The following is a 17,069-nucleotide window of genomic DNA, read 5'->3' as shown; positions in this document are numbered from 1 at the left end:
CGCAATCCGCACATCCACGGCGCCCGTGCCTCCGTGGCGCGCCCGCCGGCAACGAAAGGAGCAGACAATGGCATTCCTGGAATTCCATGACGTGGTCCGCCAGTACGGCGAAGGGGAATCTGCCGTCAAGGCCCTCGACCACGCGACGTTCGACATCGAGAAGGGCGAGCTCGCTGTCATCCTCGGAGCCTCCGGCGCCGGCAAATCCACGGCCCTGAACATCCTCGGCGGCATGGACCGCGCCACCTCCGGCAGCGTCGTCCTCGACGGCCGCGACCTGACTGCCGCCAGCGAATCCGAACTCACCGACTACCGCCGGTTCGACGTCGGATTCGTCTTCCAGTTCTACAACCTCGTGCCCAACCTCACCGCCCTCGAAAACGTGGAGCTCGCCAGCCAGATCTGCCCCGACGCGCTCGACGCCCGCGAAACCCTCGAGAAGGTCGGGCTCGGCGAGCGCCTCGGCAACTTCCCCGCACAGCTTTCCGGCGGCGAGCAGCAGCGCGTCTCCATTGCCCGCGCGCTCGCCAAGAACCCGAAGCTGCTGCTGTGCGACGAGCCGACCGGCGCCCTCGACTACAACACCGGCAAGCAGATCCTCCAGCTGCTGCAGGATTCCTGCCGCAACAACGGCATCACCGTGGCGTTGGTCACGCACAACTCCGCGCTCGCGCCGATGGGCGACCGGCTGATCAGATTCCGCTCCGGCAAGGTCACGGAGATCAGCGTCAACGAGCATCCGACGCCCATCGCCGACATCGAGTGGTAGCGGCGTCGCATATCGTGCACTTCGGGCCCATCGGTCCGTGATTTCGCTGCGGTCGGGCGTCGGGGCCAGACAGCGCGGGAAGCGCATACGTAACGACACTCAACGATCAGGGAGAAGGTTGTTCCGATGAGCACCTCATCGCAGCATCGCACGGCGCGAAGCCATCGCGCATCACGGCATCGCACGGCGTTATGGAAGGATTCGTGGCGGGCCATCGCCACCAACGGCAAGCGGTTCGCCGCCATTGTGGTCATCTGCGCCGTGGGCATCATGATGCTCTGCGGCCTCAATTCCGTAAGTCGCGACATCCGCGGCGGCCTCGACGATTTCTTCGACCGCACGTCCATGCACGACATCGCCATCGTCTCCACGCTCGGATTCGATGACGACGACATCGCCGCCCTGCGCGACGTTGCCGGCGTCGACAAGGCCGCCGGCGTGCGCGCGCAGAACGTCACCACCAAGGTCGACGGCAGGCAGGCGTCCGCCACCGTGACGGCGCTCAACGACGTCGGCGTCGACAGGCCGTATCTTGCCGAAGGTCGTCTGCCGGACGCCGGCCATGAGATCGCCGTCACGCGGCAGTATCTCGACGACAGCGGCCGCAAGGTTGGCGACGCCATCGAGTTCGCGTCGGAATCGTCCGACGCGAGCGGAACGAATGCCGCTGCCGATGCCGGCGCGAACGACATGTTCGCCGACGGCGAGTACATCATCGTCGGCGTCGTCATCGACCCGAACGACATCGTCAACCCGACCGGTCCGTTGGCGCTCGTCTCCGGTGCCAAAACCGTCTACCCGCTGTTCGTGGACGGCGATGCCGTCACCGGCGATACGCCGTACACATCGGCTGTCATCACCGTCGACGGCGCCGCCGCACTCAACACGTATGACGACGACTACCTCGCCAAGGTGGCCGACGTGCAGTCCGCCATCGAGACGATGCAGGACGGTCAGGAGCGTCACCGCACCGACGCCGTCAAGGCCGAGGCGCTGAAGCAGGCCATGAAGCCCATCGACGAGCAGAAGCGGAAGGTCGATGCCATGCCCGACATGCTGCCGATGAAGGCCGTCGCCGAACACAAGATCGCCGACGCCGAGGCGAAGGTCCGCGAGAAAATCGACGGCATGGACGACGCGAAGTGGATCATCCGCGACCGCAGCGCCGTCACCAGCTACGAGGACGTGAAGACGCAAAGCGAGATGATATCCCGGCTCGGCACGATGTTCCCCGTGCTGTTCCTCGTGATCGCGTTGTTGGTGAGTCTCACCGCCATGGCCCGCATGGTGGAGGAGGACCGTCAGCTCATCGGCACGTATAAGGCGCTCGGCTACCGTCGCGGCGAAACCATGCTCAAATATCTTGTGTATTCCCTGGCCGCGTGCCTGCTCGGCGGCGTGATTGGCGACATCCTCGGCATGGTCGGCCTGCCGTTCGTGTTCACCAGACGCATGCTCACGCGACTGTATGTGCTGCCCGAATATCCGATGATCGTCGACTGGCGTCTCGCCGTCGGCGGCGTGCTGCTGTTCGTCGTGATCATCACCGGCGCCGCCATGGCCACATGCGCCGGCTCGCTCAGGCTCGCCCCCGCTGAGCTCATGCGGCCCAAGGCGCCGAAGGCCGGGCGGACCATCATGCTGCAGCGCGTCGGCATCGTATGGAACCACCTGTCGTTCCTCGGCAAGGTGACCGCACGCAACCTGTTCCGCTACAAGAGCCGCGCGCTCATGGTGATCGTCGGCGTGCTCGGCTGCACTGCGCTGATGACCGCCGGATTCGGCATCGGCAACTCCGCGTTGACCCTGATGCCACGTCAATACAGCGAGATCGTCCGTTACGACGTGATGGCCGTGACCGCCGCCGACGACCACGACGATGCGCAGAGGAATCTTGACGACAATGCCGATGTGGCGTCCTCGCTGCCGCTGCAGGTCGGCAGCGTCACGCTCGCCGCAGCCGATGGCTCCGCCGATTCGGCGGGCGACGCGAAGCTGACCGCGCAGATCATGGTCGTGCCCGACGGCGAATCCATCGCCGACTATATTGATTTGCACACCGCCGATGGACAATCGATTGCGTTGGACGGTGCCGGTTCCGACGATTCCGGTTCCGATTCCGGCGTGCAGGCCGTGGTGACGGCCAACGCCGCGAAAAAGCTGGGACTGACGGACGGCTCCAAGGTCAACGTAACCGACATGATGGCCGATTCCGTCGATGTGCGGGTCGCCGCCGTGGCCCAGTACTACACCGGCAACGTCGTGTTCATGACCCAGAACGCCTACGAGAAGGCGTTCGACGCCGACATCGCACCGAACGCCGACCTCATCAAGGTCAAGGGCGATGCCGACGGACAGATACGGTTCGCGGACGATCTCGCCGAACAGGACGAATACCTGTCGGTCATGAGCTCGGCCAAACAGCAGCGCGACTTCGCGAAAAGCTTCGCCACGTTCTTCGTGATGATCGGGTTCATCGTGGCCATGGCCGCGATCCTCGCCATCGTGGTGCTCTACACGCTGGCCAGCACGAACATCTCCGAACGCGCCCGTGAGCTCGCCACCATCAAGGTATTGGGATTCCGGCGGGGTGAGGTGCACGGCTACGTGAACAAGGAGATGCTGCTGCTCAGCGCCATCGGCATCGCCGTCGGACTGCCAGGCGGTCGCGCGCTGCTCGGGTTCCTGGTAAGCAAGCTCGACCTGCCCGGCATGAACATCGTGCCGAACGTGCAATGGTTCTGCTATGCGGCCGCCGCCGTGCTGGCACTCCTCTTCACGCTGCTGGTGGGCGCCGCCACGAACCGCTCGCTCGACCGCATCGACATGGTCGCCGCGCTGAAAAGCCCCGAGTGATGGATTGCGCGGTTATCTGCCCGTGATGCGGCGGATGGCCGTGCGGATGGCGGCTGGGGAGGCCGGGTTGCCGAACGCGCGATGTAGCGTAAGCCCCTCGACGAGTGCGTCGAGCAGTCGCGCGGTGTCGGTGTCGAAGAACCGTTCCAGTTCGGCACGGCTCGCCGCCATCCATTGTTCGCTCAGGTCCCGGAAGGCGACGTTGCGCGCGGCGATCGTATAGAACTCCAGATTGATGGTGAAGTCGCGCGACGTGGTCAGCAGATCGCCCTCGATATGCCGGGCGACGGCCTCGCATGCCTCCTCGGTGCCCGAAACATCGGCCATACGCGCCGCGAACACATCGATGGACCGCTGCACGAACTGGCTGAACGCCTGATGCAGCAAGTCGTCCATGCCGTCGAAATAGTAGGTCATCGAACCGAGGGGGACGTCGGCCTTCGCGGCCACGACCCGGTGCGATGTGCCCGCCACGCCGCGTTCGGCGATGACGTCAAGGCACGCGTCGATGATGCGCTGCTTGCGTTCGGGATCGTTGCGTCTGCTCTGCGATGAAGCCATGCCGTCATGATATCGCAGCTCGTTCTCGGGGTGATAAGGGGTGGGGTGTGCACTCTTTGCCCTCCTATATAGTTGCAGCGTTATACCCGAGGGTTTCTAGGAGGCTTGATGAGAGTATTGCCCCGTAAGGTCTTCGCTGCGGCATTGGCCGCGGCCACGCTGTTGTGCGGCATGGCGTTGCCGGCCACGGCGAATGCGCTGCCGGAAGCGGAGGCGGCGGCCGTCGCCGCGAAAAGCGCCGCTGCGAAGGCGGGGGAGAAGACCATCGAGCTGTCCACCGCCGGCAGCAAGGACACCGACAAGACCCGCACGCAGCAGTACTTCCAGTTCGAGAACGGCGACTGGACGGGCTACTACATCCGTCCCGGCATCACCGCGAAGTTCAGGATCACGCTGAACACGACGGCCGACGGCCCGAACGTATTGTGGGCGCATCGTCAGGCCGGCCGCGTGGACGCGAACAACCACGCGCTCGTCCGCGCCGACGACGGCGGCAAGCTCAAGGCCGGCGTCAACGAGATCACCTACGACACCACCAAGAACAAGGTCGGCCAGGTGCTGCTCGTCCGCAACGACGGCGGGCAGAGGGCGTCCGTCGTCATCGAAAACGAGAACGGATCGGACGGCAGGCCGTCTCTCGGCGAATACCCGCTGTACACGTACGACGCCGCCCATCCCGAGGCGTTCTGGACGTATCTGACCGAACTGCGCTCCTACGTCGACGCCGGCGTCGACACGGCCGTCGGCCAGCTCAACGACGACCCCGACCTCGGCATGGACATGACCAGCCTCGTGCTCGGCCGCATGGTCTACGACCTGCGCGCCGCCAAGATGGTCGACTCCGTCAAGGACATCGACACCGAAGCCAAGGCGACGGCATGGATCCGGAACGTCTACAAGGTCGCCAACGACCGACTCGACTACTTCGACGGCGTGCTCGGATTCGACGGGAACGCCGCGGACGCCAGGCAGAAGCCCACGCGCATGAAGATCGTGCTGGAGATGACGCAGAACCTCACCAGCCCCTCGACCATGTTCGCCTGGTACACGATGTACCACCTCGGCGAGGGCGTATGGCCGGGCGTCGCCACCAGCGTCGAAGGGTCGCACGGCTGGGGCAACGACCACGAGTTCGGCCACATGCTCGACATCGCGCCGCTCGCCGTCGTCGAGGAGACCAACAACCTCGTCTCCATGTGGGGCCGTCGCGAGGCCGGCATCGACAAGCTGAAGAACAACGGCACCGCGTTCACCACGTCCACCTACCATTCCGGCGTGCTCTCCGGCCAGAAGAACATCGACTCGTACCTGAACGCCAAGCTCGCCGGCGAGAACCCCGAATCCCCGTGGGGCGACATCTGGTACGACGTGACCGCACGGTTCAACATGCTGCGGTTCTTCGACGACTACGACTACTCGGCCTACGATTTCGGCAACGGCAGCGGCTACACGAAGGAACTCGCCGACCAGGTCAACAAGTACGGCGGCCTTGGCGCCGTCTACCGTCAGGTCCGCCGCACGCCCCGCACGTACACCAACGTCGGCGGCGTGAAGGACGCCGCCGCACGCGCCTACTCCGACGCCCTCGGCTTCGACATGAGCGAGGTCATGGGCCGCTACGGCATGACCGTCTCCGACGCGACCGCCGCCTACACGGCCAAATATCCGAAGCTCACGCAGCACATCGAATACTTCTCCATCGACGCCGACGCCAAGGGCATCAACGGCGCCAGGGCGTTCACCAAGACGACCGCCGCGCCGAACGTCACGACCTCACGCCCCTCATCCGGCAGGTTCGCCATCACCGCCTCCTACCCCGACGGCAGCATCGAGGCGAAAAGCACGGCCGGCTACACGCTGCTCGCCGACGGCAAGGCCGTCGCCTGGAGCCAGGACGGCACGTTCACCGTCGACACCGGCAACGTCGTGCCCAAGTACACCGTCATCGCCTACGACTACCGCACCAATCCGTCGCCCGAGGCGGCCGTGCCGACTACGGCCGACGTGACCGTCGTCGTCAAGACGTCCGATGGCGCCGACACGTCCAAGGCCGTCGTGCATGTGAAGCCCGACGATCCGAACGCCAAGGCGACCGACGTCAACCCGGCCGACGGCAAGGCGACGCTCAAAGGCATCGGTTCGGCCACGGTGAGCGTCACGCTCGACGGCTACACCGCCCATCCGGCCGGCACGCACGTCGACGCGCTCTCCTGGCAGGGCGGCACGCTCCAGTTCACGCTCACGCCCAAGAATGGCGAGACCGCGACCACGCCGCGACCGACCATCCACGGCGCCAAGGCCGACGACGGCTCCCTCGCGTTCGCCATTACGCCGAACAACACCGACGACGACGTGTACTACACGACCGACGGCAGCGAACCGTCATCGACGAACGGCAAGCGCTGGACCGGCGGCAGCATCGCCATCGCATCCAGTCCGCTGACCGTGAAGGCCATCGCCTACCGCGCCGGCAGCCTGCCCAGCGCCGTCGCCCAGGCCACGTTCACCGACAGCCGCGTGACGCGCGTCTACGACGCCATCTACGGCCCGGCCGGATACGGCGGCAACTACAAGGACCTCGGCATCGGCGCATACAGCGGCAAGGACGAGCTCGGCGAACTCTACGACGACGTGCGCAGCCTCAACGTCCCCAATGGGCTCAAGGTCACGCTCTACGAGGGCGAGAACCTGACCGGCAAATCGTACACGTACACGTCCACCGTCAACTGGGTGAACGGCTACAACGCCCTGCCCATCAAATCCATCAGGGTGGAGACCGTCAAGGCGCCCGAAGCCAAGACCGCCGGCACCGTGACGTTCAAGGCCGGTGCCGACGACGCCAAGGGCACCATGGCCGACCTGACACGATACCAAGGCGTCAGCGCCGTCGCGCCCGACGTCGCCTTCACCCGCGACGGCTGGGACGCCACCGGCTGGACCGACGGCAAGACCGTCTACAAGCCCGGCGACGCCCTGCCGGACGGCGACCTGACGCTTACCGCCACATGGACGCGCGCGAAATACGCCATCGCGTTCGACGCGGCCGGCGGCACCGGAACCATGGACACCGTGACGGCCGTCGTCGGCGAGGAGACGATGGCCCCCGAGCCGAAGTTCACGCGCGCCGGATACACGTTCGACGGCTGGAAGCTGCCCGACGGCACGGTGGTCAAAGCGGGGGAGGGCGTGAAGTCGTTGTCCTTGAAGGGCCATGAGACCGTCATGCTCACCGCCGTGTGGACGCCCAACCGCTACATCATCCGGTTCGACGCCGGCGTGGACGACGCCGGCGACGTCACCGGCGAGATGGCCGACCTCGCCATGGAATACGGCAAGGAGGCGACACTGACGAAGAACGCGTTCGTCCGCAAGGATTACGCGTTCGCCGGCTGGTCCGACGGCCACGGCACCGTGTACGCCGACGGCGAGAAGGTGGCCAATCTCACGGCCGACGCCGACGGCGTCGTCACACTCACCGCCGTATGGGACAAGCAGCCGACCACCGACCCGGGCGAGACCCCCGGAGGTGGCGGCAGCAACGGCTCCGATAGCGGCTCCGACGGCGACAATCCCAACGGCGGCGACAACGACGGCGACGGCAGCGTCGACGTGAACCGGAACCCGAGCCACGACCTTCCCGGCTCCAGCACCGCCGATGGCAGCCGCGTCATCGTCGAGACCAGGCCGCAGGACCACGGTTCGGTCTCGTCCGAACTCGCCAGAACCGGCGTGGCCAACGGTCTGCTCGGGCTCGCCATCGTGCTCGCCGCAGCGGGACTGGCCGTCAAGCTCCGCGAGGTGTGCCGGCGTCGCATCGACGGATACGACATCGACTGACGTTGCGCTGACCGGCGTCACATTGACCGATGGCGACCGGACGGTGAACAGCGTCTGAATTCATCGGGCCCCGTGCATATACCCCCGTATATGCACGGGGCCTTCGCCGATAATGGAACCGGGACCAGGAAGCGAGAGCAAAGGGAACGGTCGCTGGATGAAGACACTCGTCAGGAAGATAATCATCGCCGTCATAGGTCTCGCCATCGCGGGGTTCTTTCTTTACGCCGGCATCGGTGAACTGACGCATATACGTGTGCCGATAGATGGCGTCATGGGGGCCATCGTCACCGCGGCCAGCGGATACGCGTTGTTCCGCAACGGCCGCACCTTCCTGCAATGCGTGACCGCGTTGCGGCGCGGACCACGAACCGCATATGCGGTGGTCGCGCAATACGAGGAGATCGAACACCATACGACGAACAACGACGAGGACGAGGACGGCGACGAGGAGGACGGACCGCTCGTCAGCGTGACCACGCGCTACCACTTTCGTCTCAACGACGGCGAGGAGGTCGTCTTCGAGCATCTGCCGCGCGAGGCCATGCGCGATCCCGTGCTGCGCCGGGCCGTGCGCAGGTACGGCACCCATGTGATCATGCGCTGGTACGAACGGCCGCAGGTCTGGGAGTCGCTGGAGCTCGACCCGCTGACGGCTTCACGGGAAACCGTGGTCGATACGACCTCGCGGGCGTTCCACCGCCTGCCTCGCGTGGACAAGGAGACGCTCGTGGGACGTGACCCCGCCCGTTTCAAGCCGCTGACGTATGCGACCGTCGTGGCCGTGATCGGCATCATCGCCGGCACGCTGGCGCTGGACGGGGCATTGTCGCCGTTCGGTTTCCAAGGCGTGCTGAAGCAGACAAACCTTGGACTCGCGCCAATCGGCATCGCACTGTGGATACTCGTTCACATGGTGGTCAAAGGCAGGATACTCAGGCGGATAGGAGCGGACGAGGAGATTCCGGAGGACCAGATGCGCGGCATCCTCGCCGACAACCGCAACTTCCACCTCTACAGCATCGGCGTGCCGCTGCTCGCCGGCATCATCATCGCGGGCGGTGCCCTGTTCGGGCTGGCATACGGCCCCCGCACGGTCGCCGCGCAATACCAGGGCCTCGAAACGCATACGGAGACCGACGATGACGGCGACTCGAGCGACTACGCCGACTTCATCTTCACCAAGGACGACGGCAGCACCGTCACCGTGACCTGCGACTGGTCCGACAAGGACGCCGCCTCGCGCATCATCGGCGAGCCGCACAGGCCGATACTGCTCACCTACTGGCCCGGCGGCGGCATCGACGTGCTCGACCACGTCGCCCCCGACCCCTCCCGGCAGTGATCGACGACGGCAGACGATCCACTGCAGGGCGATGATGTGCATGCGGGGCGCGGCGGCGTAGAATAATCCAAGCATTGCCATCGAACCCATCCTCGAAAGGTCGCATCAATGGAGAACTGGTGGTTCGCGCCGCTGATCATCGGCATCACGGTCATTCCCTCGATGGGTCTGATCATCGCAGGCGTCGTCGTCGAAGCATTGCATCGCAGGAAGGCCAATCGCTGCACGGCGGTGACCAACGGCACCGTCATCGGCTACCGGTTCCTCGGAGGCGTGAACATGAAGCCCGTCATCGGCTATCGGGTGAACGGCCGCGACTACCGCGTCGCCCGTCAGTTCCGTGCCTACGCCGGAGTGGAGAAGAACGTTCCCTGGGATCCATACAACGATTCCGGTGCCTACGTCTCCGACAACGACGTGCTGCACGTGCCCACCAGAATGGTCACCAACCTGCGCGCCATGGCGCAGCAGCTCTGGCCGCTCGGCAGCCCCATGCCGGTCTACTACGATCCGGCCGACCCGTCGAAGGCCTTCGCGCATCACGTCAACAAACGGATGTCTATGGTCGCCATCGTCCTATGCGCCACAGGCGCCGGTACGCTGGCGATCCTGCTGCCCTTCACCCTGCTGGTGCTGACGCAGCTATGACATACGCGACGCATGCGTGATGCATACGTGAACGTATGACGAGCGCCGTATTCAGACAGCGTTCAGGAAACATCAAGCCCGGTGCCGGAAAGGTCGCCGGGCTTTTCCAGTGACGAACAAGGCGGCTGCCAAGTTCGCGCCGCATAGTTGGGGTCAGAGCCCCGCATGATGACGGCATCCGCCGGTCGCCGCCCTACTCACGGTCTTAGCCCATGGCGCATGATGCGGGGCTTGCATCCTGCCCATCGTGAATGAAGGACCATCATGTTCGTGCTTAGGAACGCCTGGAAAACCGTGATACGGAACAAGGGCCGCAACATACTGATCGTGCTGATCGTCGCGATCATCGCCGCCGCCGCGACCGTCGGCCTCGCCATACGCAACGCCGCCGACGACGCGCGCGAGACCGGCCTCGCATCCACCAGCGTGACGGCGACCATCAGCGCCGACCGCAGCAAACTCATGGAACAGGCCAAGTCGTCGAGTTCGTCGTCCTCGTCGTCAAGCTCATCGTCGGACTCCAAGCCGGACTTCGACGCCATGCGCGAGGCCATGGAATCCAGCAGCCTCTCGCTCGCCGACTACCAGAAGTACGCCAAGGCGTCGAGCGTGGCGGTAAGCACCTACTACTCCGAAAGCACCGGCGTCTCCGGCACCGACTCGTTCCAGCCGGTGGAAAGCACCTCCTCGAATTCGGCGAACTCCTCGTCGTCAAGCTCGTCGTCATCCTCTTCGAACTCGTCCTCCGGCTCCAACGGCCAGCAGGGCCAGCCCGGCCAGGGCGGCCCCGGCGGCGACGGCCAGGGCGGCGGCATGGGCGGCATGACCTCCGGCGACTTCACCCTCACCGGATTCTCCTCCGACACCGCCGTAAGCAAGGCGGCAAACGGCACCTTCACCATGACCTCCGGCAAGGTGTTCGGCTACGGCTCGTCCGACAACGGCAAGGTCATCATCTCCAAGGCGCTCGCCGACTTCAACGACCTCAAGGTGGGCGACACCATCACGGTGACCAACCCCAACGACACCTCCAAGGCCTACAAGCTCACCATCAGCGGCATCTACCAGAACACCACGTCGAGCAACACCGATTCCATGGGGCCGATGGGCGGCACCTCGCAGGATGCCGACAACGCCATCTACACGTCCGTCTCCACGCTCAAGTCGCTGGGCCTCGACTCCACGACCACGGCCAACGACGATGACGACAACACGTCCACGCAGCTGAGCTTCACCTACGTGCTGAACAACGCCAACGACTACGAGACCTTCTCGTCCGACGTGAAGAAGGCCGGCCTCGCCGACACCTACACCGTGCAGTCCGCCGACGTGGAGAACTACGAGTCCAGCCTCGTGCCGCTCGACAACCTCGCCAAGTTCGCGCTGACGCTGCTCATCGTGGTGCTGATCGTGGGCGCGGTCGTGCTCATCGTGCTCAACCTGTTCAACATCCGCGAGCGCAAGTACGAGGTGGGCGTGCTCACCGCCATCGGCGTGAACAAGGTGAAGGTCGCCGCGCAGTTCGCCATCGAGCTGCTCATCGTGACCATGTGCGGCATCGCGCTCGGCGTGGCCGGCGGGGCCGCGGCCTCCGTGCCGGTCTCGAACCAGCTGCTCGCCTCGCAGATCTCCGCGCAGCAGTCCGAAACCGCCAGCCAGCAGGAGCAGTTCGGCCGCGGCGCCGACATGGGCGGGGGAGCTCAGGGCCAGTCCGGCTCCGATTCCAACGGTTCGGGCTCATCCTCCGATTCCGGTTCCTCGAACGGCTCCGGTGACTCCGGTTCCAGCGGCTCCGACTCCTCGAGCTCCTCCTCGTCGAACGCGAACGGCAGCGGCGGCAGCTCCGCGCCCAGCGCGCCGGGCGGCATGCGTGGCGGCATGAACCGGGCCGTGAGCTACGTGAGCACCATCAACGCCACCGTGAACTTCAAGGTCATCGGCCAGCTGATACTCATCGGCCTGGGACTCACGCTCGTCTCCGCGCTCGTCGGCATCATCTTCGTCATGCGCTACGAGCCGCTGCAGATCCTCGCCGACCGTTCGTAACGTCCTCCCATCATAGAAAAGAGTTCCATCATGACCAACGAAACCATCGACGCCGCAGCGGCCGGAACTACGCCGGTCGCCGTCGGAACCATCGATGCCGCGCAGGCCGAGGCCGCAGCCGAGGCTGGCGAGACGGCGATCCCGGCCTCCGTGCCGGCGCTCCGGCTCGACCACGTGTCGTACTCCTACACCAAGGGCGGCAAGAAGGTGCTGGACGACAAGAACTACGCCTTCCAGCCTGGCAGGGTGTATGCCATCACCGGCCCGTCCGGCGCTGGCAAGACCACGCTGCTGTCGCTGCTGTCCGGCCTGACCGTGCCCACCGAGGGCAGGGTGCTCTACCATGGCAACGATTTGGCCAAGACCGACCGATACCGGTTCCGCAGCCACGACATCGGCGTGATCTTCCAGAGCTTCAACCTGCTGCCGGCGCTCACCGTGGCCGAGAACATCATCCTGTCCATGGACGCCTCCGGCAAGACGTTCGACAGACCGAAGACGGAGATCGCCAAGGAGCTCATCGAGAAGGTGCGGCTTCGTCCGGAATACGCGAACGAGCGCATCCTGCACCTGTCGGGCGGCGAGCAGCAGCGCGTCGCCATCGCCCGCGCGCTTGGCTACGACCCGACGATTATCCTCGCCGACGAGCCGACCGGCAACCTCGACCTCGCCACGCAGGACGACATCATGACGATCTTCAAGTCGCTGGCCCATGACGAGGGCAAGTGCGTCATCATCGTGACGCACAGCCCGGAGGTCGCCGCCCAGTCCGACGAGGTCTACCAGCTCGCCAGACTGCGGTAGTTTACCGGCATACGGCAAAAAGCCCCCTCCCCCTCATGATTGGGCAAGGCCGGAGGCCCGATCGAATCGGATGGCCTCCTATACAAAAAGCTCCCCTCATGATTGAGGGGAGCCAATGATGAAAATCAGTTTTTGTGCAGGGCGGCGTTGAGTTCGATGCCGACCTTGCGGGTGCGGGCCTCGACGCCACCAGCCGAGCCGTCAGGCGGACAGTCCGGTGGACTGTCCGTAGGCGAGGGGAGCGGCCGCCAAGGCCGCGCACGGTTACCGGTGGCGTCGAGGTCTTTAGTTTTTGTGCAGGGCGGCGTTGAGTTCGATGCCGACCTTGCGGGTGCGGGCCTCGACGCCACCGGTAACGGAATTACGGATGAACATGATGTTGTCCTTGCCGCTGAGGTCCTTGCCCTTGACGACGTCGAGCGGCTGGCCGGCGGCGACCTTGGCCTTGTCGTAGATGGTGACCTTGGTGCCGGCGGTCACGTACAGGCCCGCTTCGACGACGCAGTTGTCGCCGAGGGAGATGCCGATGCCGGCGTTGGCGCCGAGCAGCGAGTGCTTGCCGATGGAGTTGCGCAGCTTGCCGCCGCCGGAGAGGGTGCCCATGATGGAGGCGGCGCCGCCGATGTCGGAGCCGTCGCCGACGACGACGCCCTGCGAGATGCGGCCCTCGACCATGGAGGTGCCGAGCGTGCCGGCGTTGAAGTTCACGAAGCCCTCGTGCATGACGGTCGTGCCTTCGGCCAGGTGGGCGCCGAGGCGGATGCGGTCGGCGTTGCCGATGCGCACGCCGGAGGGCACCACGTAGTCGATCATGCGCGGGAACTTGTCGACGGAGAGCACGTTGACGTCGACGGCCGGGTACGGGGCGGCGGAGGCGGCCTTGAGCACGTCGAGCTTGCGCAGGGCGAAGTCCTCCACGGCGAACGGGCCGTAGTTGGTCCACACGACGTTGTTGAGCTTGCCGAAGATGCCGTCGAGGTTGAGCGTGTTCGGCTTGGCGAGACGCATCGACAGCAGGTGCAGGCGCAGGTAGGCGTCGGCGGCGTCGACGATCGGCTCGTCGAGCGAGGAGACGGTGAACACGGGGACGCGGCGCACGCCGCGGGCGTCGGCCTCCACGTGCTCGAGCGCGCCGAAGTCGTGCTCCGGGCGGTGGCCCTCGGCGGGGGCCGTGCCGAGCGTCAGGCTCGGATACCATACGTCAAGCGTGTTTCCCGCCGCGTCGATGCTGGCGAGGCCCCAACCCCATGCGGTACGCGATTCAGCCATTGCTACTCCTTATATATTGCATGTATTGGCTTATGCAGATGCATATAGTGCCGGTGTCGTCCGAGGCCGGCGGCCATGGAACGTGGCCGTTCGACCGGGACTGCGGAATGTTCCGTCATCCACAATAAATCCCACCCGCGATAGCTCGCAGCGAACGTCCACACGCGGAACGGGGTTTTGTAGAGGGGCAGCCGTTACAATGACCATTTGTGAACGAATACCGGAACGAACGTGAGCAGCGTGACCGCCGCCGTCGCATGATCGCGCGCGCGGTGTGCATCGTCGTTGCCGTCGGCATGCTTGTGAGCATGGTCGTCCCGGCATTGTACGCCGGTCTTTGAACGCATCATTTCCCCTGATACACGCCAAGGCTGGTGTGAACGATACGCTGCGACAACCCGTGTTCCCCGTGGGCCTTCACCATGGACTGGCGTCATGCGTGAAGCCCGTCAAATCGAACGCGGCGACCGACGATTCCAAGAACATTCGACTGTAAGGTAAAAGACGATGGCAGAATTTGATTTTTCGCAGGGCATCAGCGCCCTGCGCGCAAAGTACGACACGATCGCCGGCGCGATCGACCTCGACGCCCTCAAGGAGCAGATCAAGGACCTCGAACAGCAGGCCAGCGCGCCCGGACTGTGGGATAATCCCGAGAACGCGCAGAAGGTGACGAGCCGCCTCTCCGCCGCCGAATCGCAGCTCAAGCGCGTCGAATCGGCCGGCAGCCGCATCGACGACGTCGAGACGCTCGTCGAGCTCGGTCGTGAGGAGAACGACGCCGACACCCTGGCCGAGGCCGAGGAGGAGGTCAGGAAGCTCGACAAGGACCTCGCCGACATCGAGATCCAGACGCTGCTCGACGGCGAATACGACGAGCGCGCCGCCGTGATCACCATCCGTTCCGGCGCCGGCGGCGTCGACGCGGCCGACTGGGCGCAGATCCTGCTGCGCATGTACCTGCGTTGGGCCGAGCGCCACGGATACAAGCACAAGGTGATGGACACGTCCTACGCCGAAGAGGCCGGCATCAAGTCGGCCACGTTCCAGATCGACGAGCCCTACGCCTACGGCAAGCTCTCCGTCGAGGGTGGCACGCACCGTCTCGTGCGCATCAGCCCGTTCGACAACCAGGGCCGCCGCCAGACCAGCTTCGCCGCCGTCGAGGTGGTGCCGCTCGTCGAGGCCACCGACCACATCGACATCCCCGACTCCGACCTGCGCGTCGACACCTACTGCTCCTCCGGCCCCGGCGGCCAGGGCGTGAACACCACGTACTCCGCCGTGCGACTGACCCACCTTCCCACCGGCATCGTCGTGACCATGCAGGACGAGCGCTCGCAGATCCAGAACCGTGCGGCCGCCATGCAGGTGCTGCAGTCCCGACTGCTCGTGCTCAAGCATGAGGAGGAGGCCAAGAAGAAGAAGGAGCTCGCCGGCGACATCAAGGCCAGCTGGGGCGACCAGATGCGTTCCTACGTGCTGCATCCGTACCAGATGGTCAAGGACCTGCGCACCGGCTACGAGACCTCGCAGACCCAGGCCGTGTTCGACGGCGAGATCGACGAGTTCATCGACGCCGGCATCCGCTGGCGTCATCAGCAGCGTCGCGAGGCCGCGAAGGAAGCCGAGTAGAACGGCGTCCTTCGCCGGTTTCGGCGAATCGGGCAATCGGGCAAAACGGACAATCGAACATAATCGGATAATCAAGGCATGGCATGGGCCGATGCGTGAAGGGGCACAGGTATGGCACTGATTTCGCTTGATAACGTCACGAAGATCTATCCACGGGGGTCGAGGCCGGCCCTGGACGATATCTCGTTGGATATCGACCGCGGCGAGTTCGTGTTCCTCGTGGGCGCGTCCGGCTCCGGCAAGACCACGCTGCTGAGCCTGCTGCTTCACGAGGAGCAGGCCACGGAGGGTGAGATCCGCGTGGCCGGCCACGACCTGCGTCGTCTGCCGAACCGTCAGGTGCCGCAGTATCGCCGTACCATCGGCTTCGTGTTCCAGGACTACAAGCTGCTCGCTAACAAGACGGTGTGGCAGAACGTGGCGTTCGCGCTCGAGGTCATCGGCACGCGTCGTTCGACCATCAAGTCGCTGGTGCCGCAGGTGCTCAAGACCGTGGGCCTCACCGGCAAGGAGGACCGTCTGCCGCATGAGCTCTCCGGTGGTGAGGCGCAGCGTGTGGCCATCGCCCGCGCCTACGTGAACCATCCGCAGATCCTGCTGGCCGACGAGCCTACCGGCAACCTCGACCCGACCACGTCCGTGGGCATCATGGAGGTGCTCGAGGCCATCAACCGCACCGGCACCACCGTGGTGATGGCCACGCACAACGAGGAGATCGTGAACTCCATGCGCAAGCGCGTGGTCGAGCTGCACGGCGGCAAGATCGTGCGCGACGAGCGCGAGGGCTCCTACGACTCCACCGTGTACTTCCCCGACGCCGAGGTGGAGGCCCGCGCGCAGCAGGCCATCGGCTCCTCGGACTTCTCCTCGCTCGGCGGAACGAAGCGTGGCGGGGACGGCAAGGATTCAGGCGCCGCCAAGCGTCTGCTCGAGGCCGATGTGGCCGACGACGCCTCGCGTTCCGCGGCCGAGGGCGTGCTTGCCGCCGCCGAGGCCGTGAACAACGTGACCGCCGGCGACGAGGGCATCGCCCGTCTGGCCCAGTCCGTGCATTCCGGACGCACCGGCCGCTACGGCGAGACCTTCGTCTCCGTGGAGGACACGCTCACCTGGGGCAAGGGCATCATGGTCGACGCCGACGGCAAGGCCTCGAACAAGGCCGCAGCCAAGACCGACGCGGCCAAGGGCTCCGTCGATTCCTCTGCCAAGGCCGACGAGGACCCGGATGCGAAGTTCCGTGCGCCGTCCTCGGTTTCGGCGCAGTCCGCCCCGGCGACCCCGCCCACGCCTCCGTCGCCC

Annotated in this window: 11 protein-coding genes; 9 read left to right on the top strand and 2 right to left on the bottom strand. The window is 65.3% G+C overall.

From position 1 onward, the window contains the following. Positions 1–67: 67 nt before the first annotated feature. Both GFD18_RS09960 and GFD18_RS09955 read left to right on the top strand, forming a co-directional pair. Positions 68–769: an ABC transporter ATP-binding protein gene (locus GFD18_RS09960; protein ID WP_163200132.1), complete on the top strand. Its 702-nt coding sequence runs from the start codon at positions 68–70 to the stop codon at positions 767–769. A 126-nt stretch (positions 770–895) separates the two neighbouring features. Further along, positions 896–3,625: an ABC transporter permease gene (locus tag GFD18_RS09955; RefSeq protein ID WP_163200131.1), complete on the top strand. Its 2,730-nt coding sequence runs from the start codon at positions 896–898 to the stop codon at positions 3,623–3,625. A 12-nt stretch (positions 3,626–3,637) separates the two neighbouring features. Here GFD18_RS09955 and GFD18_RS09950 read toward each other — a convergent pair whose 3' ends face one another. Next, positions 3,638–4,186: a TetR/AcrR family transcriptional regulator gene (locus GFD18_RS09950; protein ID WP_163200130.1), complete on the bottom strand. Its 549-nt coding sequence runs from the start codon at positions 4,184–4,186 to the stop codon at positions 3,638–3,640. A 108-nt stretch (positions 4,187–4,294) separates the two neighbouring features. Here GFD18_RS09950 and GFD18_RS09945 point away from each other — a divergent pair, with 108 nt between their 5' ends. From GFD18_RS09945 to GFD18_RS09925, 5 genes are all read left to right on the top strand, one after another. Beyond that, complete coding sequence (locus GFD18_RS09945) at positions 4,295–8,023, top strand: InlB B-repeat-containing protein (RefSeq protein ID WP_163200129.1); 3,729 nt, start codon at positions 4,295–4,297, stop codon at positions 8,021–8,023. 157 nt (positions 8,024–8,180) lie between these two features. Continuing rightward, complete coding sequence (locus GFD18_RS09940) at positions 8,181–9,368, top strand: hypothetical protein (protein WP_100509969.1); 1,188 nt, start codon at positions 8,181–8,183, stop codon at positions 9,366–9,368. A 108-nt stretch (positions 9,369–9,476) separates the two neighbouring features. Further along, on the top strand, positions 9,477–10,016 hold the full coding sequence (locus GFD18_RS09935; protein ID WP_100509968.1) for a DUF3592 domain-containing protein: 540 nt from the start codon (positions 9,477–9,479) through the stop codon (positions 10,014–10,016). A 264-nt stretch (positions 10,017–10,280) separates the two neighbouring features. After that, positions 10,281–12,062, top strand: coding sequence for an ABC transporter permease (locus GFD18_RS09930; RefSeq protein WP_163200128.1), 1,782 nt, complete (start codon positions 10,281–10,283; stop codon positions 12,060–12,062). 30 nt (positions 12,063–12,092) lie between these two features. Further along, a complete protein-coding gene (locus GFD18_RS09925; RefSeq protein ID WP_163200127.1) occupies positions 12,093–12,866 on the top strand; it encodes an ABC transporter ATP-binding protein in 774 nt (257 codons plus the stop codon). A gap of 285 nt (positions 12,867–13,151) precedes the next feature. Here GFD18_RS09925 and dapD read toward each other — a convergent pair whose 3' ends face one another. Beyond that, entirely contained in the window at positions 13,152–14,135 is a 984-nt protein-coding gene (gene dapD, locus GFD18_RS09920; RefSeq protein ID WP_163200126.1) for a 2,3,4,5-tetrahydropyridine-2,6-dicarboxylate N-succinyltransferase, read from the bottom strand. Between the two features lie 507 nt (positions 14,136–14,642). On the opposite strand from dapD, the gene prfB reads away from it, so the two are divergent. After that, positions 14,643–15,770 (top strand): peptide chain release factor 2, encoded by a 1,128-nt coding sequence (prfB, locus tag GFD18_RS09915; RefSeq protein ID WP_100509964.1) that lies wholly within the window; start codon positions 14,643–14,645, stop codon positions 15,768–15,770. Positions 15,771–15,881: 111 nt separating this feature from the next. After that, positions 15,882–17,069 (top strand): cell division ATP-binding protein FtsE (ftsE, locus tag GFD18_RS09910; protein WP_163228280.1); only part of this gene is annotated, 1,188 nt, incomplete at its 3' end.

It is taken from the genome of Bifidobacterium saimiriisciurei, from assembly GCF_010667655.1.
Taxonomy (GTDB): Bacteria; Actinomycetota; Actinomycetes; order Actinomycetales; family Bifidobacteriaceae; genus Galliscardovia; species Galliscardovia saimiriisciurei.
The sequence above is the reverse complement of the archived record's forward strand: the minus strand, read 5'-3'. Positions and strand labels throughout refer to the sequence as shown.

Bases quoted from the DNA above. Each gene is read 5' to 3' on its own strand.
- GFD18_RS09960 (WP_163200132.1), top strand. From the start codon at position 68: ATGGCATTCCTGGAATTCCATGACGTGGTCCGCCAGTACGGCGAAGGG.
- GFD18_RS09955 (WP_163200131.1), top strand. From the start codon at position 896: ATGAGCACCTCATCGCAGCATCGCACGGCGCGAAGCCATCGCGCATCA.
- GFD18_RS09950 (WP_163200130.1), bottom strand. From the start codon at position 4,186: ATGGCTTCATCGCAGAGCAGACGCAACGATCCCGAACGCAAGCAGCGC.
- GFD18_RS09945 (WP_163200129.1), top strand. From the start codon at position 4,295: ATGAGAGTATTGCCCCGTAAGGTCTTCGCTGCGGCATTGGCCGCGGCC.
- GFD18_RS09940 (WP_100509969.1), top strand. From the start codon at position 8,181: ATGAAGACACTCGTCAGGAAGATAATCATCGCCGTCATAGGTCTCGCC.
- GFD18_RS09935 (WP_100509968.1), top strand. From the start codon at position 9,477: ATGGAGAACTGGTGGTTCGCGCCGCTGATCATCGGCATCACGGTCATT.
- GFD18_RS09930 (WP_163200128.1), top strand. From the start codon at position 10,281: ATGTTCGTGCTTAGGAACGCCTGGAAAACCGTGATACGGAACAAGGGC.
- GFD18_RS09925 (WP_163200127.1), top strand. From the start codon at position 12,093: ATGACCAACGAAACCATCGACGCCGCAGCGGCCGGAACTACGCCGGTC.
- dapD (WP_163200126.1), bottom strand. From the start codon at position 14,135: ATGGCTGAATCGCGTACCGCATGGGGTTGGGGCCTCGCCAGCATCGAC.
- prfB (WP_100509964.1), top strand. From the start codon at position 14,643: ATGGCAGAATTTGATTTTTCGCAGGGCATCAGCGCCCTGCGCGCAAAG.